Origin of the sequence: Serratia sp. CY31944 (assembly GCF_052169175.1) — a bacterium.
In the GTDB taxonomy this organism is placed as follows: domain Bacteria; phylum Pseudomonadota; class Gammaproteobacteria; order Enterobacterales; family Enterobacteriaceae; genus Serratia; species Serratia sarumanii.
This window is the reverse complement of sequence record NZ_JBJNLG010000007.1, coordinates 1-19,588: the sequence shown is the minus strand read 5'-3', so window position 1 is coordinate 19,588 and position 19,588 is coordinate 1. Positions and strand designations below refer to the sequence as shown.

Genomic DNA, 19,588 nt, shown 5'->3' with positions numbered 1-19,588 from the left:
ATACGGCGTTATAGCGAGTTTTACTGATTGATTGCGATATTAATAAAAAAGGCGCAGCAAGCTGCGCCCTGATGGGAAGGCGGGGGCGATTACAGCGTTTTCAGCATGGTGACTTCGCAATCGACGTGGCCGGTAGCGCCCATCGCGTGGTCGATGTGTTCGAAGCCCAGATGTTCGTACAGCGCAACGGCCTGCGTCAGACTGGCGGTGGTCTCGAGGTAACAACAGCGGAAGCCGTGCCGGCGGGCGAAATCCAGCGCCTGCAGCGCCAGGCGTTTCGCCAATCCCTTGCCGCGCAACACCGGCAGGAAATACATCTTCTGCAATTCGCATATATCGTCTGCGCCGCCCTGCAGCGGCGCGATGCCGCCGCCGCCGGCGACCTGGCCGTCTACCTCGATCACCCAGTAAGCGCTGCGCGGCAGGCTGTAGAGCTGATACAGGGCGTCCAGATTGGGATCGGAGACGGTATAGCCTTTATCCGCCGTCAGGCCGTGCTCGGCGGAGACTTCGCGAATGACGTGAGCAATGGCGGGATTGTCTTCCGCCGTGATGGGGCGCACCAGCAGGCGCGCCGGGGTTGCTGTTGTCATGTTTATACTCGCCATTGAAAGAGACCACGTTCGTTTTTCGTTTTTATCGCAGCACGAAACGCGCCGGGGATTATTTCCCGGCGGCGTCCCTGCAGCAGTAATATCTTGTAATAACACCTAACCCGGCCCGGATGCAACGGCGATAAAAAAACAGCGGGGAAGACCCGCTGTTTTTCAGGCGTTGGCGTGAGCCGGTGGATTACAGCGCGGCGATGGTCGCCTGCTGTTCCTGCAGCTTCACTTTGCCTTCTTTGCAGGCCGCCAGACGATCGCGTTCTTTGGCGACCACCGCTTCCGGCGCGCGCGCCACGAAGCCTTCGTTCGCCAGCTTGCCTTCGATCGCGGCGATTTCCGCATCCAGTTTGCCCATCTCTTTCGCCAGACGCGCGATCTCGGCGTCCTTGTCGATGAAACCGGCCATCGGGATCAGCAGCTCGGCGCCGTCCACCAGCTTGGTGACGGAGACCGGGCCTTTCTCACCGGCCGGCAGCAGCGCGATGGATTCCAGGCGCGCCAGACGGGCGATAAAGCTTTGGTTCTCCTGCACGCGGCGCTGGGCGTCGGCGCTGCAGTTGCGCAGCAGCACGTCGAGCGCTTTGCTTGGCGCGATGTTCATCTCGGCGCGGATGTTGCGCACGGCGATGATGGTTTGCTTGATCCACTCCAGATCGTTCAGCGCCTGCTCGTCTTCCAGCGCGGCGTCGTAGGCCGGGAACGGCTGCAGCATGATGGTGTCTGCAGTCGTGCCGGTCAGCGGCTTCACGCGCTGCCAGATGGTTTCGGTGATGAACGGAATGATCGGGTGCGCCAGGCGCAGCAGCGCTTCCAGCACGGTGATCAGCGTGTGGCGGGTGCCGCGCTGTTCCGCTTCGCTGCCGTTGCTCACCACCGGCTTGGTCAACTCCAGATACCAGTCGCAGAACTGGTTCCAGGTGAATTCGTACAGGATGTTGGCCGCCAGATCGAAGCGGTAGGTGTCCAGCGCTTCGCGGTAGGCTTTCACCGTGCGGTTGAATTCGGCCAGGATCCAGCGATCCGCCAGCGACAGCACTTTCTCGCCGCCGTTGAAGCCGCAGTCGTGCGCTTCGGTGTTCATCAGCACGAAGCGGCTGGCGTTCCACAGCTTGTTACAGAAGTTGCGGTAGCCTTCCAGGCGCTTCATGTCCCAGTTGATGTCGCGGCCGGTCGAGGCCAGCGCCGCCAGGGTGAAGCGCAGGGCGTCGGTGCCGTGCGGCTCGATGCCGTTCGGGAACTGCTTCTCGGTGCGCTTGCGGATTTTCTCCGCCAGCTGCGGCTGCATCATGTTGCCGGTGCGTTTTTCCAGCAGATCTTCCAGCGAGATGCCGTCGACCATGTCCAGCGGATCGATCACGTTGCCTTTGGACTTGGACATCTTCTGGCCTTCGTCGTCGCGGATAAGACCGGTCATGTAGACGGTCTTGAACGGCACCTGCGGCTTGCCGTTTTCATCCTTGATGAAGTGCATGGTCAGCATGATCATGCGCGCGATCCAGAAGAAGATGATGTCGAAGCCGCTGACCATCACGCTGGTCGGGTGGAAGGTTTTCAGCGCCTCGGTCTGCTCCGGCCAGCCCAGGGTAGAGAAGGTCCACAGGCCGGACGAGAACCAGGTGTCCAGCACGTCTTCGTCCTGGGTCAGCACCACGTCGGCGCCCAGGTTGTTCTCGCTGCGCACTTCTTCTTCGCTGCGGCCCACGTAGACTTTGCCGTTCACGTCATACCAGGCCGGGATACGGTGGCCCCACCACAGCTGACGCGAGATGCACCAGTCCTGAATGTCGCGCATCCAGCTGAAGTACATGTTTTCGTACTGCTTCGGCACGAACTGGATTTCGCCCTGTTCGACCGCTTCCACCGCCACTTTGGCCAGCGGCGCGGTGCGCACGTACCATTGGTCGGTCAGCATCGGCTCGATCACCACGCCGCCGCGGTCGCCGTAAGGCACCGTCAGGTCGTGCGGTTTGATCTCGTCCAGCAGGCCCAGATTTTCGAAGGCGGCAACCACCGCTTTACGCGCCGCGAAGCGCTCCAGGCCGCGGAACTCGGCCGGGATCTCGTTGCAGTAGTCGGTGCAGACTTCGCCCAGGGTGTTGAACACTTCCGCTTCCTGGCGGATGTCGCCGTCGAAGGTCAGAATGTTGATCATCGGCAGGCCGTGGCGTTTGCCGACTTCGTAGTCGTTGAAATCGTGCGCCGGGGTGATCTTCACGCAGCCGGTGCCTTTTTCCATATCGGCGTGTTCGTCGCCGACGATGCGGATGCGGCGGCCGACCAGCGGCAGAATGATCTCTTTGCCGATCAGGTCTTTATAGCGCGGATCTTCCGGGTTGACCGCCACGCCGGTATCGCCCAGCACGGTTTCCGGACGGGTGGTGGCGACCACCAGGTAGTCTTTGCCCTCGGCGGTTTTCGCGCCGTCGGCCAGCGGGTAGCGCAGGTGCCACATGGAACCTTTGGATTCGCGGTTTTCCACTTCCAGATCGGAGATGGCGGTGCGCAGCTTCGGATCCCAGTTCACCAGGCGCTTGCCGCGGTAGATCAGGTCTTCTTTGTGCAGACGGACAAACACTTCGCGCACCGCGTTCGACAGGCCTTCGTCCATGGTGAAGCGCTCGCGCTCCCAGTCCACGGAGTTACCCAGACGGCGCATCTGGCGGGTGATGGTGCCGCCGGACTCCGCCTTCCACTGCCAGATCTTGTCGATAAACGCGTCACGGCCGTAGTCGTGGCGGGTTTTGCCTTCTTCCGCGGCGATCTTGCGCTCCACCACCATCTGGGTGGCGATGCCGGCGTGGTCGGTGCCCGCCTGCCACAGGGTGTTTTTACCCTGCATGCGCTGATAGCGAATCATGGTGTCCATGATGGTCTGCTGGAACGCGTGGCCCATGTGCAGGCTGCCGGTGACGTTCGGCGGCGGGATCATGATGCAGAAGCTTTCCTGGCTGGTGTCGCCGTTCGGCTTGAAGTAACCCTGATTCTCCCAGTGATCGTACAGCTTCTGTTCGATCTGTTTTGGGTCGTATGCGGTGTCGAGCTGACTGTTTGTCTTTTCCATTCTTTATCGTATTCAGTGAGTTGGCGGCGTAGCCGTGGTCAAATGGAAGCCGACGCTGCGATAGGCCTTGTAACGGTCGCGCGCCAACTGTTTCAGAGTGTCTTCGTAAGGAACGAAGTCTACCACTTCATGGAAAGCGGTAGCAAAATCGGCAAACTGCGGCAGCAGGGCGATCAGCAGATCGCGCGGGGCGTTGCCGCGCTTGCCGGGCCAGCACAGTTCCACCGGCGCGCCATAGTGCGGCCCTTCGCCGGCCAGGTTGTGCGGCACGAATTCATGCGGCTCGCGCTGCCACAGCGCTTCGTCCAGCCGCTGGGCCTGCTCCTGGCTCTCGCAGGCGATCAGCACCCGCTTGCCGGAACGGAAGCCGTTGGCGGCAACGGCGCAGGCCACGGCCTCATGGGCGCTGAGCGCACCAGACGGTTCCGCGTTGTCGAGCAAATAAAACGTCGCCTGTTTCATTAAGGATCCACCGCTGCCGATAAAAAAATGTAGGGGCACAGCATGCTGTGCCCCTTGGGATTATACCTGAATTACCGCTCAGATTTAATCGTCGCCGTTCAGGCCCGCGCGGTTGAGCAAGAACTGCGACAGCAGCGCCACCGGGCGGCCGGTGGCGCCCTTGGCTTTACCGGAACGCCAGGCGGTGCCGGCGATATCCAGGTGCGCCCAGGTGTACTTGCGGGTGAAGCGCGACAGGAAGCAGGCGGCGGTGATGGCGCCGCCAGGGCGGCCACCGATGTTCGCCATGTCGGCGAAGTTGGAGTCCAGCTGCTCGTAGTACTCGTCGGCCATCGGCAGGCGCCAGGCGCGGTCGCCGGCCTGCTCGGAAGCGCCCAGCAGCTCGTGCGCCAGCGGGTTGTGGTTCGACATCAGGCCGGTGATGTGGTGGCCCAAGGCGATCACGCAGGCGCCGGTCAGGGTGGCGATGTCGATCACCAGCTCCGGTTCGAAGCGCTCGACGTAGGTCAGGGTGTCGCACAGCACCAGACGGCCTTCGGCGTCGGTGTTCAGCACCTCGACGGTCTGGCCGGACATGGTGGTCAGCACGTCGCCCGGACGGTAAGCCCGGCCGCCCGGCATGTTTTCACAGCCGGCCAGCACGCCGATCACGTTCAGCGGCAGGTTCAGCTCCGCCACCACGCGCATCACGCCGTACACGGTCGCCGCGCCGCACATGTCGTATTTCATCTCGTCCATGCCGTCGGCCGGTTTGATCGAGATGCCGCCGGAGTCGAAGGTCAGCCCTTTGCCTACCAGCACGATCGGCTTAGCGTCCGGATTTGGGTTGCCCTTATATTCCATCACCGACATCAACGACTCGTTTTGCGAACCGGCGCCGACCGCCAGATAGGCGTTCATGCCCAGCTCTTTCATCTGCTGTTCGCCGATGACGCGGGTGGTGATGTGGGTGCTGAAGGCGTCCGCCAGCTGGCGGGCCTGCGAGGCCAGGTAGCCGGCGTTACAGATGTTCGGCGGCATGTTGCCGAGATCTTTGGCCGCCTTGATGCCGGAAGCCACCGCCAGGCCGTGCTGGATAGCGCGTTCGCCGCTGGTGAGCTCACGGCGGGTCGGCACGTTGAACACCATTTTGCGCAGCGGACGGCGCGGCTCCACCTTGTTGCTTTTCAGCTGATCGAAGGTGTAGAGCGTCTCTTTGGCGGTTTCCACCGCCTGACGCACTTTCCAGTAGGTATTGCGGCCTTTCACGTGCAGCTCGGTCAGGAAGCAGACCGCTTCCATCGAGCCGGTGTCGTTGAGGGTATTGATGGTTTTCTGGATCACCTGCTTGTATTGGCGCTCATCGAGCTCGCGCTCTTTGCCGCAGCCGATCAGCAGGATGCGCTCGGAGAGAATGTTGGGCACATGGTGCAGTAGCAGCGTCTGCCCGACCTTGCCTTCCAGTTCGCCACGGCGCAGCAATGCGCTGATATAACCATCACTGATTTTGTCGAGTTGTTCTGCGATAGGGGACAGGCGGCGCGGTTCGAAAACGCCGACTACAATACAGGCACTGCGCTGTTTTTCCGGGCTACCGCTTTTTACACTGAACTCCATGCACTCTCCTGAATCTTAAAGACAAAGGCGGACGCTACGGCTAGAATAACCGACTCCGTAACGATCTCCCGCCATTTGAGTTAACGGATTATGTTAACCTGAACGGCGTAAATTGCTCTGTTTTGGCGACTATAAGCAAGTTCCTATAGGACACCCAAACGGCTTGATGTTGTAATACTATTTTAGCTGTGAAGGTTGCCATATGATGAGAATAAATGGCGGATTAGCGATGAAATTATCGATTTTCCTGCAAAAAGACAAGTTTTCACAGGCGTAATAAGCGTGATCATCATAAGATATCTGGTACGGGAAACGCTCAAGAGCCAAATCGCCATCCTGTTCATCCTGCTTCTGATCTTCTTTTGTCAGAACCTGGTCAGGGTGTTGGGCGATGCGGTGGACGGCAATATCCCGACAAACTTAGTCCTCTCCCTGCTGGCGCTGGGCGTGCCGAAAATGGCGCAGCTCATCCTGCCGTTGAGCCTGTTTCTCGGCTTGCTGATGACGCTTGGGCGGTTGTATACCGAGAGCGAAATCACCGTTATGCACGCCTGCGGGCTGGGCAAACGCACCCTGATTATCGCCGCCATGATCCTGGCGCTGTTCACCTCTGCGATCGCGGCGGTGAACGTGTTTTGGGCCGGCCCCTGGGCCTCGCGCTATCAGGACGTGGTGGTGAACGAAGCCAAGGCCAACCCGAGCATCGCCGGGCTGGCGGAAGGGCAGTTCAAACCCTCGCAGGACGGCAACGCGGTGCTGTTTATCGGCAACGTGAAGGGCAGCACCTTCAACGACGTGTTCCTGGCGCAGCTGCGGCCGAACGGCAACCAACGCCCGTCGGTGGTGGTGGCCGAGCACGGCAATATCGTGCAGCAGAAAGACGGCTCGCAGGTGGTGACGCTCGACAAGGGCACCCGCTTTGAAGGCACCGCGCTGCTGCGCGACTTCCGCATTACCGACTTCAACGACTACAAGGCGGTGATTGGCCACCGCACCGTGGCGGCGGACAACACCGAATCCGAACAGATGTCGATGCAGACGCTGTGGGAGTCCGACGATCCGGATGCGCGCGCCGAGTTCCACTGGCGCCTGACGCTGGTGGTGTCGGTGGCTCTGATGGCGCTGCTGGTGGTGCCGCTCAGCGTGGTGAACCCGCGCCAGGGCCGCGTGCTGAGCATGCTGCCGGCCATCCTGCTGTATCTGATCTTCTTCCTGCTGCAGACCTCGCTGCGCTCCAACGCCGGCAAGGGCAAGCTGGATCCGATGCTGTGGCTGTGGCTGGTTAACGGCGTTTACTTCGCGATCGCGCTGGCGCTGAACCTGTGGGATACCGTGCCGATGCGCAAGCTGCGCGCACGCCTGAGAGGAGCGGCCTGATGTTTGGCGTATTAGACCGGTATATCGGTAAAACGATTTTCAACACCATCATCATGACGCTGTTCATGCTGGTGTCGCTGTCCGGCATCATCAAGTTCGTCGATCAGCTGCGCAAGGTCGGCCAGGGCGAATACACCGCGTTGAGCGCCGGCATGTACACCCTGCTGAGCGTGCCGAAAGACATCGAGATCTTCTTCCCGATGGCGGCGCTGCTCGGTGCGCTGCTCGGCCTGGGCCAACTGGCGACGCGCAGCGAACTGGTGGTGATGCAGGCTTCCGGCTTCACCCGCCTGCAGATCGCCGGCTCGGTGATGAAAACCGCCATTCCGCTGGTGCTGCTGACCATGGCGATCGGCGAGTGGGTGGCGCCGCAGGGCGAGCAGATGGCGCGTAACTACCGCGCCCAGCAGATGTACGGCGGCTCGCTGCTCTCCACCAAGAGCGGGCTGTGGGCGAAGGACGGCAACGACTTCATCTACATCGAGCGCGTCTCCGGCGATAAAGAACTCTCCGGCGTGAACATCTACCACTTCAACGATCAGCGTCGCCTGGAGACGGTGCGCTATGCCGCCACCGCCAGCTTCGAGAACGGGGTGTGGCAGCTTTCGCAGGTGGATACCTCGGATCTGACCGACCCGAAACAGGTGACCGGCACCCAGACGCTGACCGGCGAATGGAAAACCAACCTGACCCCGGACAAGCTGGGCGTGGTGGCGCTGGATCCGGATTCGCTCTCCATCAGCGGGCTGCACAACTACGTGAAGTACCTGAAGCAGAGCGGCCAGGAGGCCAGCCGTTACCAGCTCAACATGTGGAGCAAAATCTTCTCGCCGCTGTCGGTGGCGGTGATGATGCTGATGGCGCTGTCGTTCATCTTCGGCCCGCTGCGCAGCGTGCCGATGGGCATCCGCGTGGTGACCGGCATCAGCTTCGGCTTCCTGTTCTACGTGCTGGATCAGATCTTCGGCCCGCTGAGCCTGGTGTACAGCATGCCGCCGGTGCTGGGCGCGCTGCTGCCGAGCATGCTGTTCCTGCTGATCAGCGTGTATATGCTGCTCAAACGCAAGTAGCGGGGCGATCGGTAGTGAAGAAAGGCGTGGCCGCGGGGCCGCGCCTTTTTTGTTGGGGGGATTAGCTGACGCTCAGCAGCGCAATGCCGGCATCCTGATAGGCCTGCGCGTCTTCCGGCAGGCGATCCAGCACCAAGGTGTCGATCTGGGCAGGGGAGGCGAACTGCGCCAGCGAGGTGTTGCTCAGCTTGGAGTGATCGCACACCACGATCACCTGATTGGCATGTTCCACCATCGCGCGCTTGGTTTCGGCCAGCATGATGTCGGCCACGCAGGCGCCCTGTTTCAGCGATAGCGCGTTGGCGCCCATAAACGCCTTGTCGATGTTCAGCGTATCCAGCAGCGAACGGCCGTTGATGGCGACCGCGCAGTGATAACCCTTTTTGACGATGCCGCCCAGCAGGATGATCTGGATCGATTCGACGTCTTCCAGACTCTTGGCGATCATGAAATCGTTGGTGACTACGGTCAGGTTGCGGCGCTGGCGCAGATGGCGGGCGATCTGCAGGGTGGTGGTGCCGGTGTCCAATACGATGATGTCGCCGTCTTCCACCAGGCCGGCGGCCAGTTGACCGATTTGCTCCTTGGCGCTGAGGTTCACCTCTTCACGCTGATCGGAACCGACCTCGAAGCTGGCGCGGGTGCGCAGAATGGCGCCGCCGTGGGTGCGCGTCAGCATGCCGGCGTCTTCCAGAATGCGCAGATCGGTGCGGATGGTGGCGCCGGAGACGTTAAAGCGCGAGCTCATTTCCCCCACGGAGAGCTTGCGCTTCTCCTTGAGAATGGCGAGGAGTTTTTCCTGGCGCTCTTCTGCGAACATGCTCACTCATTCACTCCTGACAGGCACAATGGACGTGCGGCTAATATACCCCGCGCATCGGCGGCAGGCAAAGCGCTTGCCGGCCGCCGCTGGCAATATTCCAGCGGGCATTATCCGCGCGAGATGCGAAGGTTACGGCGCACCGATCCTTTTTGGTATAGTCAGTTCAGCGGTAGGTTGGGCAGAGGGAGCACGCAGCCAATGGAAGACGAATACAATCTCAGCAATATCATCGGCAAGCGACTGGAGGCGGCGTTGGGAGAGTTGGGCGATCTCCTGTGGGCGTATGTGGTGTTATCCAAAAAAGACATTGCCTGCATCTTTGGCGTCACCAACTACCCGAGTGAATGGGTAAAAAAGTATCAAGAGCAGGGGTTGCAGTATATTGATCCGGTGGTGCTTACCGCCCGCAACCGCCTGACCCCGTTCGCCTGGGACGAGCAAATCATGGCTGACGCAGGGCTGCACTTTCCCGAGTTGTTCGAACAGGCCCGCGAGTTTGGCGTAACGCACGGCTATACCTTCGTGCTGCACGATTACAGCGACAATCTCGTCACGCTTTCCTTTGCCTTCAACGTTGAGCAGAGAGCGGAAGCCATCCAGGCGCTCACCGATCGTAAAGGTGAAATCTCGGTATTGCTGGCCTCAATCCATGAGTCGTATCTGGCACTATCCCCACTTTCAGAAAAAAACGCCGTAGCCCTGGAGAGAAATGCCCGCTTTACCGACAGGGAAAACGAGATCCTTTATTGGGCCAGCGTGGGTAAAACCTACCAGGAAACGGCGATGATCCTGGGCATAAAAACCGGCACCATCAAGTTTCATATGTCCAACGTCGTCAAAAAGTTGGGGGTAACGAATGCCCGACATGCCGTGCGCCTGGGGATGGAGCTTCGGTTGATTAAACCGGTGGAGTGACTGGCTCGCTAGCCCGCGGCTAGCGTACCCGTGGAATACGGAGGCACGGCTGCGCATAAATCATCAGTCGGGATACGTCTGAAGGGAGAAAATATCGGCTGGCGAACAGCGTTTTTCGATTCAAGAAATGATGGGCGTCAATCGGTATTGATTTGGTCGCGTGTCGGTTCACGTTGAGGACGTAATATAGAGTACCTGCCCCTATCTCTGCGATATGAAATAATCACCTGCATGAACTGATAAAGGTCTAGTAAGGGACTGTACTTTAGTCTAACTGGTTTCACACCCTTCAAGGCGATAGACTTCCTAGTGTAATGTTTTAATAAAAAATACAAAAAAAACCTGACCGCGTAGGGTCAGGTTGCCAATATTGGCCAACACCAGGGAAAATTTTCTTACATCATCTTAAAGCTATTAACTCCGCAGAGGCAAGTGTTCTCTGCTGGTTTTTACGCGTTAAACCACCATTTTGTTACGTGTGTATGCTATTTTTATGGTGATTTAAGATAAAACTCATCTAATGGAATTACTCTTTCGCCTTTGCGAACGCTATTATGATTTTTTATTTCCCGCCTGATTTTTACCAATGAAAAAATAGTGTTCTAGGAATGTTAAGCAAACTCATTCTTTATTGGCTGACACATGGATATGCAATTATTTGCAGTGTTGCCATTGCGGTTGGGGATTATTTGGCGCAGCCTGGTAGGGCGCTTGAGGGAATGTGGGCGATGGCCGATAAGGCGCATGGCTATGGCGGTAAAGGCTCGTGTGCTGACAAAAAATCGAATGAGGCCCGATGGCTTATCACAGCCATCGGGCCTTGTGCTATGTGGGAAGAAACATTACAGCGGCTGGCTGAATTCCACCCGCTCGCCGTCCGGCCCGGCGATCATCAGATAACGCACGCCGTTGGCACCGCTGGGCTGCAGCGTCGGCCCTTCAATCACCGGATACCCCAGCTCCGCCAGCCAACGCTGCGTGGCCGCCAGATCGATGACCCGCAAAGCGATATGGTCGATGCCATAGGCGTTGGTGGGGCGAGTCAGCCCTTCGTCGGGTAGCTGGTATAACTCCAGCGTTAGCTCACCCAACTGCAAAAACTGTACGGCGACGGGGCCGTCGAGCGCCAACGTTTGTCGGGGTTCGAAACCGAGCGAGCGATAGAAGCCGGCGGCTCGTTCGATATTCGCGCAGCGCAAACCGACGTGCATCAACCCGTTAATCCGGTGTGCCATATCAAATCCCCTTGCGCGCGCAGTAGAAGCCATAGAAGGCGACGTAGGCGAAACAGACCAGCGGTACTGCAAAGGCGATCTGCATATCGCCGCCGTTGAGATCGGAGATGATGCCCATGAGTAACGGCACCACCGCGCCGCCGATGATCGACATCACCACGATCGAACCGGCCACCTGAGTTTCTTCGCCCAGCCCTTTGATCGTCAGTCCAAAGTTGGTTGGCCAGCACAGCGCCATGCAGAAGTTGACGCCCATGATCGCCACCACCGCCAGCAGGCTTTGGATGTTGACGGCCAGCAGCAACAGCAGCACGCATACCGAACAGAACACGCCGAGCAACCGCGCCGGGCTGAACTTTTTCATCAGCGCGGTGGTGACTACCTTGCCGGCCGAGTAACAGACCAGCGTGGCCAGCAGCCAGTAGGTGGCCGAATGCTCGGTTGCCCCCTGTTCAATCATTTGCACAAAACGAATGGTGAAACTCCACAGCCCTACCTGCGCGCCGACATACAGGAACTGCGACAGTACCCCCAATCGGAAGCGCGGCAGCGCCAGCAGGATCTTCAGCGATTGCATCAGCGGCTTGCCCGCTCCCTGGTGCGAACGTTGGGTTTTGCAGGCGGGGAATTTCACCGCCACGAAGATCAGCGCCAACACGATCAGCACGCTGCCGATGATCAGATAAGGCGTGACCACCTGCGACACCATCTGGGTGCGCGCCGCTTCGGCCACAGCCGGTGGCATTTGCAGCAGCTCGGCGTGGCTGGGATCGTTTTTGCCGAACACCAGCTGCTGGCCGATCAAGACGCCAAAAATGATCCCCAGCGAGTTGAAGATCTGCGAGAAGTTGATGCGCTGGGTGGAGGTTTCCAGCGGCCCCAGCAGGCTGGAGTAGGTATTGGCGGAGGTTTCCAAGAACGACAGCCCGGTAGCGATCACCCCCAGGCAGGCCAGGAAAGCGCCATAGGTCATGATCTGCGCCGCAGGAATAAACAGGAAACAGCCGAGTGCGTACAGGCACAGGCCGATCACGATCGCCACCTTGTACGAGTAGCGTTTGATCACCGCTGCGGCGGGCAGCGCCATCACAAAGTAGCCGAGGAAGAAGATCGACTGCACCAGCGCGGTTTGGGTATCCGACAGATCGAACCCCTTCTTGAACTGTGCGATCAGAATATCGTTCAGGTTGCCGGCCATGCCCCACAGGGCGAACAGGCAGCAGACCAGCATCAGCTGCAGCCAGGGCGTGGCGGGCAGATAAGCGCTGCGGTCGATACTTTCGGCCGCGGCGTGCTGCGCGATGTCGCCCTTGTTAATCAGAGAGTCGCTCATTGCGGTGTTCCTTCATCCGGAGAAAAAGAGAACGAGCTAATAACGTCAAGCTGTTCGTAGAGGGGTTGCGCCTGGCGGTAGAGCTGTTCGAACAGCTCGAAGCAGCGCAGGTAGTGTTCGTGCTGGCGCGGATCGGGGGTAAATTCGCGCTCGATGCTGACGGTGCGGCTCACCCCCTGGGCGAAACTGCTGAACAGCCCGACGCCGACCCCGGCGACGATCGCGCAGCCGGTGGTGCCGTTCTCCTGATTGCGCGTCTGCAGCAACGGCAGGTTGTAGACCGAGGCCTTGATCTGCAGCCACAGCGGGCTGCGTGCGCCGCCGCCCGAAGCGATCATTGCCTCCGGCTCCTGTGCGTGGCGCCTGAGCTGCTGCAGATTACGCAGGGAGGCCAGCGCTACGCCTTCCAGCACCGCGCGGTAGAGATGCGGCTGCCTATGCTTGCGCTGCAGGCCGAAGAACTGCGCGCGCGAGTTGGTGTGTTCCGCCAGCCGCTCGCCGGTCAGGTAGGGCAGGAACAGCAGCCCTTCGGCGCCCGGCGGCACCTCGGCCGCCATATCAAGCATCTGTTGATGGCTGAGTTGGCCGGCGCTCAGCGCCGAACGCGCCCAGCGCATGGCGTCGCCACCGGCATCGAGCAGGGTAAAACCGCCCCAGGCCGAGTTGGCCAGGTGCAGGTTGTTGACGCCGGCGGAGAGCAGCGGGTGTTCCGAGACCACGGTGAGCAGCGTCGAGGTGCCGGTGCTGTCGGAGGCAATGCCGGCCTGATAGACGCCGGAGCCGAGCAGGGTAGCGGCCATATCCGCCGTGCCCGCCACCACCGGCACACCCGGCGGCAGACCGGTAACACGTGCCGCTGCGGGCGTAATGTGGCCAATCACCTCGCTGGAGAGATGGATGGCGGGCAGCTGATCGGCGCGCAGCCCGAACTGCCGCAGCGCCTCTGGCGACCACTGCAGCGTGGCGCTGTCCATCAGGTAATAGCAGGAGGCTTCGCTGTAATCGGTGGCGCGTACGCCGCAGAGCCGGAAATTGACGTAATCCTTCGGCATCAACACCGTAGCGATGCGCTCCCACTGCGATGGGTGATGCTCGCGCAGCCAGGCCAACTTGAATGCCGGCCAGGCGGCGGTGGGGGGATTGTTCAACAGTTCAAGCCAGGGCTGCGGCGGCTGTTGGTGGCTAAAGCGCGCCACCTGCGGCTGCGCGCGTTTGTCGTTCCACAGCATGGCGCGATCGACGACCAGCTCGCCGTCGGTATCGAGCAAGACCGTGCCGTGCATCTGCCCGCAGGCGCCGACGGCGGCGATACGCGGCCAGTATTCGGCGTAGCGCGCGTACAGCTCCTGCGTACATTGGCAGACACTCTGCCACCACAGTGAAGGCGGTTGTTCCGACCAACCGGCCTGCGGCGTGATCTGCTCGTACTCGCGCTGCGCGAAGCCAAGGATTTCCCCGGTGTTGGTGACCAGCCCGGCGCGGGTGCTGCCGGTGCCGATATCAAGGGTAAGAAGTAAATCTTTCATTGTTATCACTCCCGTGGCGGATGGCGCGGGCCACCCGAAGAAGCGTGCGCTGGGATCGCGCAGGATTTAGTTATCGTTCAGTTCCGGGAACAGGCCTGGATCCTGTTCGAGCTGCTCCAGCACGCGCTGGGTGGCCGCCGCGCTCATGCCAAAGCGGCGTACGCCCAGCCGATACAATGCGCGCACCGTGTCCAGATCGCGAATGCCGCCGGCCCCTTTGATCTGGATGCGGCCGCGCAACTGATCGGCGATGATCGCCACTTTCTCCACCGTGGCGCCGGTCGGCGCCCAGCCGGTAGAGGTTTTCACCCAGGCCATGCCGACCTCGACGGCGATATCGCACACCCGACGGATCTGCTGCTCGTTCAGATAGTGCGTCTCCAGAATGACTTTGGCCGGCACCGGCGCGGCGGCCTCGACTACCCGGCGCAGATCTTCGCGCACGTAGCCGTAATCCCCCGACAGCACCTTACCGATGTTCACCACCATATCGACCTCGCGCGCGCCCTCGGCGATCAGCTGGCGCACCTCCTGCACCTTGAGATCGGTGGTCTGCCCGCCGCCGGGAAAGCCGACCGGCCCGCCAATCATCACGTCCGCCTGGCCGCGCTCCGGCAGCAGGGTGCTGAGGAAACGCGTCCAGCACGGCAGCACGTGTACCGAGATGATGCGATAGCGGCTGGCCAGCGCGGCGCAGTGACGCACGTCTTCCTCGGTATTGGTGGCCTGCACCGCGCTCAGGTCGATCAACCTGGCCATGCGTCTGGTTGTTTCATTCATTGCGTTTATCCTTCTTTTATTTTCATTTGATTTTATTTGTTCACCTTATTCTCTTTCATATGGCTTTAAAATCAGCGTTTGGTGAAATTGTGATCGGATCTGCGGTTTTGTGGTGAGGGGCGTGAAAGGGAGAAGAAAAAAAGGGCGCGATCTAACAGATCGCGCCCTGGGGGTTGACGTTGGGGGAAGCGTTACAGCAGCCAGTCCAGCAACACCACGCCGCACAGGCTGATGGCCCAGGCGATAGTGGTGGGTACCGACCACACCATCATCTGTTGGCGCACGTCCTTGATGCCCATCATGCGGTTGACCACCCAGAACATGCTGTCGTTGAAGTAGCTGAAGAACAGCGCGCCCAGGGTGGCCGCCTGCGCCGCCGCCAGCATATTGACGCCGGGCAGCAGGCTGACGATCGGCGCCGATATTGAGGCGGCGGTGATCATCGCCACCGTGCCGGAGCCCTGTATCACCCGCACCAGCGTGGCGATGACGAACGGGATCAGCACCGGCGAGATCGGCAACCCGGCGACCTGTTCCGCCAGCTGCGTGCCGGCGCCGCTCTCGCGCAGCACCGCCCCCAACGCGCCGCCTGCGCCGGTAACCAGCAGGATGATGCCGGCGGTCTGCAGGCCTTCCTCCAGCCGCTCCAGCGTGTCGTGCTTGTTGGCGTGCGGCATCAGGGTGTACACCGCCAGCAGCACGCTGATCGCCAGCGCGATCATCGGCGAGCCGAGAAACGCGAAGCTTTGGCCCCACAGGCTCTCCGCCAGCCAGCCCATGCCCTCGCGCTTGGCCAGCATATTGTTGACCGCGTTGACGAAGATCAGCCCGATCGGCGTCAGGATCGGTAGCAGCGACAACATCAGGCTCGGCAGCGCCTTGCCCTCTTTCTCCGCCAGATACTGCTGATGCGCGGCGCGCAGATCCTGCGGCGCTTCCTCTTCCTGCGGCATAAAGTCCGGGTAGCGCGCGCCCAGCCAGCGCGCATACAGCACGATGCCGATCACGCAGGGAATGGCCAGCACCAGCCCGGCCAGCATCATGGCGCCGATATCCACGCCGAAGATGCCCGCCACGCCCAGCGGCCCCGGCGTCGGCGGCACCGCGTGGTGGGTGAGGATCAGCCCGCCGGCCAGCGCGACGCCGAGCGTCAGCAGGTTGCGCTTGCCCTTTTTCGCCAGCGCCTTGACCAGCGGATAAAGGATGACGAACGCCGAATCGACGAAAATCGGGATGCTGACGATATAGCCGGTGATGGCCAGCGCCCACTCCTCGCGCCTTTTGCCCAGCCACTTGATAAAGCTGTAAGCGATCTGCTCGGCGGCGCCGGAGACCTCCAGCACCCGGCCCATCATCACCCCCAGCCCGATGACGATGCCGATGCTGCCGAGCGTGGAGCCGAAGCCCTTGGTGATGGCGTCGACGGTTTGCGTGGCACCCATGCCGCCGGTAATGCCGGCGATGGAGGCGGCGATCAGCATGGCGATCAGCGCATGCACGCGGGTGCGCAGCACCAGGAAAATCAGCGCAAACACCGCCACCGCCAGCCCGATGATTGGGGTATACATCGCCATGATCAGCCCCCGCCTTGCGGCATGTCGTCGCGGATAAAGGCGCGGATAGCCTGCTCGAAGCTTTCATCGGCGGTGAAGCCCAACTGCTGCGCCCGCCGGGTGTCGAACTCGCCCGGCCAACCGGCGACGATGCGGTTGATGGCGGTGTCCGGCTCGAATCGCACCCGTGCGGCGACGGCGTCACCGGCCACCGCGCGCAGCGCTTCGAGCATCTCCCGCACGCGCACGCTGATGCCGGGCAGGTTGAGCGTGCGCAGCGCGCCGAACGCCGAAGCGGGCAGCGTAGCGGCGTGGATGAAGTTGCTCACCACCGCGGCCGGGCTGGAGAGCCACAGCGCCAGCTCGGCGTCTACCGGGCACACCGCCGGCTCGCCGTGCAGCGGCTCGCGGATGATGCCGCTGGCGAACGACGAGGCCGCCTTGTTCGGCTTGCCCGGCCGCACGCTGATGGTGGGCAGGCGCAGCACGCGGCCATCGACGAAACCTTTGCGCGCATAGTCGTTGAGCAGCAGCTCGCACATCGCCTTCTGCGCGCCGTAGGAGGATTGCGGGGTGACCGCGCAGCGATCGTCGATCACCGGCGGCAACTCGCCGCCGAACACCGCCAGCGAACTGGTGAAGATGAACTTCATGCCCGGCGCCCGGTGGCGCGCCGCTTCCAGCAGTTGGCGGGTGGCATCGAAATTGACCTGCATGCCGAGATCGAAATCGCTCTCCGCATGGCTGCTGACGATGGCCGCCAGGTGGAACAGCACGCCGCAGTCGGCGTCGATCAGCCGCTCCGCCGCGCCGGGCTGCGACAGATCGAGCGCCAGACACTGCAGGCGCGCATCCGGCAGCGGGGCGGGCGGCGGGGTGATGTCCGCCAGGATCAGCGTGTCGAAGGCCAGCGGGCAACTGCCGTGCAGCAGCGCTTTCGCCAGCCGCTGGCCGAGAAAACCGGCGCCGCCGGTGATGACGATATTCATATGGTGCTCCTTTCCCTAGCGTTGTTGTTATCAGAGTTGGACGTTGTGCAGTTGCAGACCGCGCTCGCGCAGCAGCTGCTGCGCCTCCGGCGGCAGCGCGGCGTCGCAGATGATGTCGCTCAGCGCCTCCAGCGGGCAGACGCGGAACATGCCGTATTTGCCGTACTTGCTGCTGTCGGAGACCAGCACCCGGCGGCGGGCGACCTCCAGCAGCGCCTGCTTGACCAGCACCTTCTCCTCGTGCGGCGTGGAGAGGCCGTGCTCCAGATCCCACGAGCTGGTGCTGATGAAGGCCACGTCGATATTCAGGGTGCGCAACAGCATGGCGGCGCTGTTGCCGACGCAGGAGTAGTTGCGCTGATCCACCTGGCCGCCGGTGTGGAACAGGCTGAGCTGCGGGCGATTCATCAGGTGCTGGATGATGGAAAAATCGTTGGTGACGACCGTCAGATTGAAACGCTCCGCCAGGCTGCGGGCGATCTCGAAGGTGGTGGTGCCGGCATCCAGATAGACCACCTGGCCGTCTTCCACCAAGCCGGCGGCGTATTTGCCGATCTCGCGCTTGTGGCGATGGTGCAGCTGCGCCTTCTCGCAATAGGCCAGCTCCTGGCGCAGCGCCTCGCTCAGGCGCACGCCGCCGCTGACGCTGACCACCTTGCCTTGCTCTTCCAGCACGCGGATATCGCGCCGCACCGTCATGTGGGAGACGCTCATCAGCTCCGACAGCGCGCTGATGCTCGCCAGCTGGTATTCATGCACATAGCGATAGATGTAATCGCGGCGTTCAGACGGGATCATGTTCGCTCCTGTGGCCCCGGCGGCGGCAGGGGCGCCGCGAAGCTGTTATTTTTTGTTATGAAGGAACATCTTCAACCATCGCGATTAACAAGTAAGCGACAGTTATCACAAATGCCGGCGTGGGGATTGGGGCGGTTTTGTTATTTAACTTTATGATTAATTGCTTATTATTGGGTTTTCTCGGCGTTTTTTCGTGCAACACCATGTTGTGATAATTAATGTGACGCGCCACAAGGTTTGTGAAGCGGGCGGGGCGGTAAAGCGGCGAAGAAGGGCAGGTAAACGTGCGCTGCGGCGCTTTTTTCGACACTTAACTCATTGAACAACGGATAAGTGTTGCGTGACGATCGCGGGAAGGTATAATGCACCCGTTTTCCGCATACTACTTCAGTGCCGAAGTGGCGAAATCGGTAGACGCAGTTGATTCAAAATCAACCGTAGAGATACGTGCCGGTTCGAGTCCGGCCTTCGGCACCATTAAGTACCGCGCGAACAAGAAGCCACCGAGAGGTGGTTTTTTTGTGCCTGGAATCTGCCTGCCGCAATTACCTACCCACTTTACTTTGTATTGACGTATTTCCCATTTCAGTAAAAACCGGATCTTCCTGATGCTTTCCTAAGTCCTATCTGATTGACCTTAAAGGCTAAAATGGCGTTTCATTGAACCCTTTCGGGTCAAGGAGTTCCAGGATGGAGCCACAACAGGAAGGGATCACGCGGGCGTTAACGCCGGGCGAAGTCAATCTGGCGCGTTCAGTGTTTGGCAGCACCATTTTCTATCAGAGCGTGTTGGTTCACTGCGACAGCTACCTGCCGTTTGGGTTACAGAATCAGTACACGGCGATGAGCCCGAATGGGGAGCTGTATTTTCGTAGGTCACTCTATGAAAGAGATTATGCGAGCCAGTAGCCTGAAGCTCAGCATCCTTTTATTGCCTGGGCTTTTTTCTCTCTGGCTATCTTTGGAAGGCAATTTATATCTAGTGCAACGCAAGATTGTAGATTGAAAAATTTTTGTTTTTGATAATGATCAAATAGTAAGTGATGGATTTATTTCAAAGATAGTCATCTGAAAATATAGTGGCGTTGATTATATATACATCCACTCATCCATCTGAAAACTATTACTTTTTTGATAAAAAGATATGTTTTTTTGGCATAGGAGGGTTTGTTTTTATCATCGGAAAAGTAATACAGTTCTGGTTAAGAAGTTTCTTGGCTCATACGGAGCTGGATTTTTTTTTGGATGGAAAAAGGTGAGGATATAGTATTGAAGCCAGACTCGCTTTAATCTGGCTGGTAGGGATGACGCGAATGGGTCGCTCAGGAGCTATGGCTTTGTTGATATATAATTATAGCAGCCCACGGCTTAGGTGTTAGGTGGACAGTCGATAATAAATTTATTATGCTTTTTCTGAAAAGGTGTGCACTTATACTTTGACGTTACTATCGATGAAATTAAA

The 19,588-nt window shown here is 60.0% G+C and carries 17 protein-coding genes and 1 tRNA gene; 5 read left to right on the top strand and 13 right to left on the bottom strand.

All coding sequences use genetic code 11. The annotated features are described in order from the left end of the window. Window positions 1-89: 89 nt before the first annotated feature. The 4 genes from ACJ8IN_RS10005 to pepA form a co-directional block, all read right to left on the bottom strand. Window positions 90-593 (bottom strand): GNAT family N-acetyltransferase, encoded by a 504-nt coding sequence (locus tag ACJ8IN_RS10005; protein WP_042783576.1) that lies wholly within the window; start codon window positions 591-593, stop codon window positions 90-92. A 199-nt stretch (window positions 594-792) separates the two neighbouring features. Then, window positions 793-3,669, bottom strand: a complete 2,877-nt coding sequence (locus ACJ8IN_RS10000; protein ID WP_101427690.1) for a valine--tRNA ligase — start codon at window positions 3,667-3,669, stop codon at window positions 793-795. A 12-nt stretch (window positions 3,670-3,681) separates the two neighbouring features. After that, on the bottom strand, window positions 3,682-4,131 hold the full coding sequence (locus tag ACJ8IN_RS09995) for a DNA polymerase III subunit chi (protein ID WP_033631663.1): 450 nt from the start codon (window positions 4,129-4,131) through the stop codon (window positions 3,682-3,684). 84 nt (window positions 4,132-4,215) lie between these two features. Further along, window positions 4,216-5,727 (bottom strand): leucyl aminopeptidase, encoded by a 1,512-nt coding sequence (gene pepA / locus ACJ8IN_RS09990; protein WP_033636874.1) that lies wholly within the window; start codon window positions 5,725-5,727, stop codon window positions 4,216-4,218. A gap of 282 nt (window positions 5,728-6,009) precedes the next feature. Between pepA and lptF the strand changes: the two genes are divergently transcribed. Continuing rightward, window positions 6,010-7,104 carry an LPS export ABC transporter permease LptF gene (lptF, locus tag ACJ8IN_RS09985; protein ID WP_033636875.1) on the top strand — a complete coding sequence of 365 codons (1,095 nt, stop codon included), beginning with the start codon at window positions 6,010-6,012 and terminating at the stop codon, window positions 7,102-7,104. Beyond that, entirely contained in the window at window positions 7,104-8,174 is a 1,071-nt protein-coding gene (gene lptG / locus ACJ8IN_RS09980) for an LPS export ABC transporter permease LptG (protein WP_033636876.1), read from the top strand. The genes lptF and lptG overlap by 1 nt, the downstream gene beginning before the upstream one ends. Before the next feature lie 61 nt (window positions 8,175-8,235). Here lptG and ACJ8IN_RS09975 read toward each other — a convergent pair whose 3' ends face one another. Then, window positions 8,236-8,994, bottom strand: coding sequence for a DeoR/GlpR family DNA-binding transcription regulator (locus tag ACJ8IN_RS09975; RefSeq protein WP_033636877.1), 759 nt, complete (start codon window positions 8,992-8,994; stop codon window positions 8,236-8,238). Window positions 8,995-9,195: 201 nt separating this feature from the next. On the opposite strand from ACJ8IN_RS09975, the gene ACJ8IN_RS09970 reads away from it, so the two are divergent. Continuing rightward, complete coding sequence (locus ACJ8IN_RS09970; protein WP_060423008.1) at window positions 9,196-9,912, top strand: helix-turn-helix transcriptional regulator; 717 nt, start codon at window positions 9,196-9,198, stop codon at window positions 9,910-9,912. 842 nt (window positions 9,913-10,754) lie between these two features. On the opposite strand, the gene ACJ8IN_RS09965 is transcribed toward ACJ8IN_RS09970, so the two are convergent. The 8 genes from ACJ8IN_RS09965 to ACJ8IN_RS09930 form a co-directional block, all read right to left on the bottom strand. Beyond that, window positions 10,755-11,147 carry a VOC family protein gene (locus tag ACJ8IN_RS09965; protein WP_060427293.1) on the bottom strand — a complete coding sequence of 131 codons (393 nt, stop codon included), beginning with the start codon at window positions 11,145-11,147 and terminating at the stop codon, window positions 10,755-10,757. Between the two features lies 1 nt (window position 11,148). Then, window positions 11,149-12,480, bottom strand: coding sequence for an L-fucose:H+ symporter permease (gene fucP, locus ACJ8IN_RS09960; RefSeq protein ID WP_033648624.1), 1,332 nt, complete (start codon window positions 12,478-12,480; stop codon window positions 11,149-11,151). After that, the gene (locus ACJ8IN_RS09955; protein WP_308325382.1) at window positions 12,477-14,006 is read right to left on the bottom strand and encodes an FGGY family carbohydrate kinase; all 1,530 of its coding nucleotides are present in this window, start codon (window positions 14,004-14,006) and stop codon (window positions 12,477-12,479) included. Before ACJ8IN_RS09955 ends, fucP begins: the two co-directional genes overlap by 4 nt. Before the next feature lie 66 nt (window positions 14,007-14,072). Next, window positions 14,073-14,786: a deoxyribose-phosphate aldolase gene (gene deoC / locus ACJ8IN_RS09950; protein ID WP_202637568.1), complete on the bottom strand. Its 714-nt coding sequence runs from the start codon at window positions 14,784-14,786 to the stop codon at window positions 14,073-14,075. 191 nt (window positions 14,787-14,977) lie between these two features. Continuing rightward, window positions 14,978-16,363, bottom strand: coding sequence for a GntP family permease (locus tag ACJ8IN_RS09945; protein WP_074027173.1), 1,386 nt, complete (start codon window positions 16,361-16,363; stop codon window positions 14,978-14,980). Next, complete coding sequence (gene denD, locus ACJ8IN_RS09940) at window positions 16,363-17,328, bottom strand: D-erythronate dehydrogenase (RefSeq protein ID WP_308325383.1); 966 nt, start codon at window positions 17,326-17,328, stop codon at window positions 16,363-16,365. The genes ACJ8IN_RS09945 and denD overlap by 1 nt, the downstream gene beginning before the upstream one ends. Before the next feature lie 30 nt (window positions 17,329-17,358). Then, window positions 17,359-18,126: a DeoR/GlpR family DNA-binding transcription regulator gene (locus ACJ8IN_RS09935; RefSeq protein ID WP_060422656.1), complete on the bottom strand. Its 768-nt coding sequence runs from the start codon at window positions 18,124-18,126 to the stop codon at window positions 17,359-17,361. Window positions 18,127-18,181: 55 nt separating this feature from the next. Next, on the bottom strand, window positions 18,182-18,436 hold the full coding sequence (locus tag ACJ8IN_RS09930; RefSeq protein ID WP_308325384.1) for a hypothetical protein: 255 nt from the start codon (window positions 18,434-18,436) through the stop codon (window positions 18,182-18,184). An 82-nt stretch (window positions 18,437-18,518) separates the two neighbouring features. Between ACJ8IN_RS09930 and ACJ8IN_RS09925 the strand changes: the two genes are divergently transcribed. Further along, window positions 18,519-18,603: transfer RNA gene (locus tag ACJ8IN_RS09925), tRNA-Leu, on the top strand. A 213-nt stretch (window positions 18,604-18,816) separates the two neighbouring features. After that, window positions 18,817-19,035, top strand: coding sequence for a hypothetical protein (locus ACJ8IN_RS09920; protein WP_060426448.1), 219 nt, complete (start codon window positions 18,817-18,819; stop codon window positions 19,033-19,035). Window positions 19,036-19,588: the final 553 nt, after the last annotated feature.

What these genes read in the sequence shown, in the direction of transcription:
- ACJ8IN_RS09935 (WP_060422656.1), bottom strand. Translation starts at nt 18,126, where the DNA reads ATGATCCCGTCTGAACGCCGCGATTACATCTATCGCTATGTGCATGAA.
- denD (WP_308325383.1), bottom strand. Translation starts at nt 17,328, where the DNA reads ATGAATATCGTCATCACCGGCGGCGCCGGTTTTCTCGGCCAGCGGCTG.
- ACJ8IN_RS10000 (WP_101427690.1), bottom strand. Translation starts at nt 3,669, where the DNA reads ATGGAAAAGACAAACAGTCAGCTCGACACCGCATACGACCCAAAACAG.
- ACJ8IN_RS09920 (WP_060426448.1), top strand. Translation starts at nt 18,817, where the DNA reads ATGGAGCCACAACAGGAAGGGATCACGCGGGCGTTAACGCCGGGCGAA.
- deoC (WP_202637568.1), bottom strand. Translation starts at nt 14,786, where the DNA reads ATGAATGAAACAACCAGACGCATGGCCAGGTTGATCGACCTGAGCGCG.
- pepA (WP_033636874.1), bottom strand. Translation starts at nt 5,727, where the DNA reads ATGGAGTTCAGTGTAAAAAGCGGTAGCCCGGAAAAACAGCGCAGTGCC.
- ACJ8IN_RS09955 (WP_308325382.1), bottom strand. Translation starts at nt 14,006, where the DNA reads ATGAAAGATTTACTTCTTACCCTTGATATCGGCACCGGCAGCACCCGC.
- fucP (WP_033648624.1), bottom strand. Translation starts at nt 12,480, where the DNA reads ATGAGCGACTCTCTGATTAACAAGGGCGACATCGCGCAGCACGCCGCG.
- ACJ8IN_RS09965 (WP_060427293.1), bottom strand. Translation starts at nt 11,147, where the DNA reads ATGGCACACCGGATTAACGGGTTGATGCACGTCGGTTTGCGCTGCGCG.
- ACJ8IN_RS10005 (WP_042783576.1), bottom strand. Translation starts at nt 593, where the DNA reads ATGACAACAGCAACCCCGGCGCGCCTGCTGGTGCGCCCCATCACGGCG.
- ACJ8IN_RS09995 (WP_033631663.1), bottom strand. Translation starts at nt 4,131, where the DNA reads ATGAAACAGGCGACGTTTTATTTGCTCGACAACGCGGAACCGTCTGGT.
- lptG (WP_033636876.1), top strand. Translation starts at nt 7,104, where the DNA reads ATGTTTGGCGTATTAGACCGGTATATCGGTAAAACGATTTTCAACACC.
- ACJ8IN_RS09975 (WP_033636877.1), bottom strand. Translation starts at nt 8,994, where the DNA reads ATGTTCGCAGAAGAGCGCCAGGAAAAACTCCTCGCCATTCTCAAGGAG.
- ACJ8IN_RS09970 (WP_060423008.1), top strand. Translation starts at nt 9,196, where the DNA reads ATGGAAGACGAATACAATCTCAGCAATATCATCGGCAAGCGACTGGAG.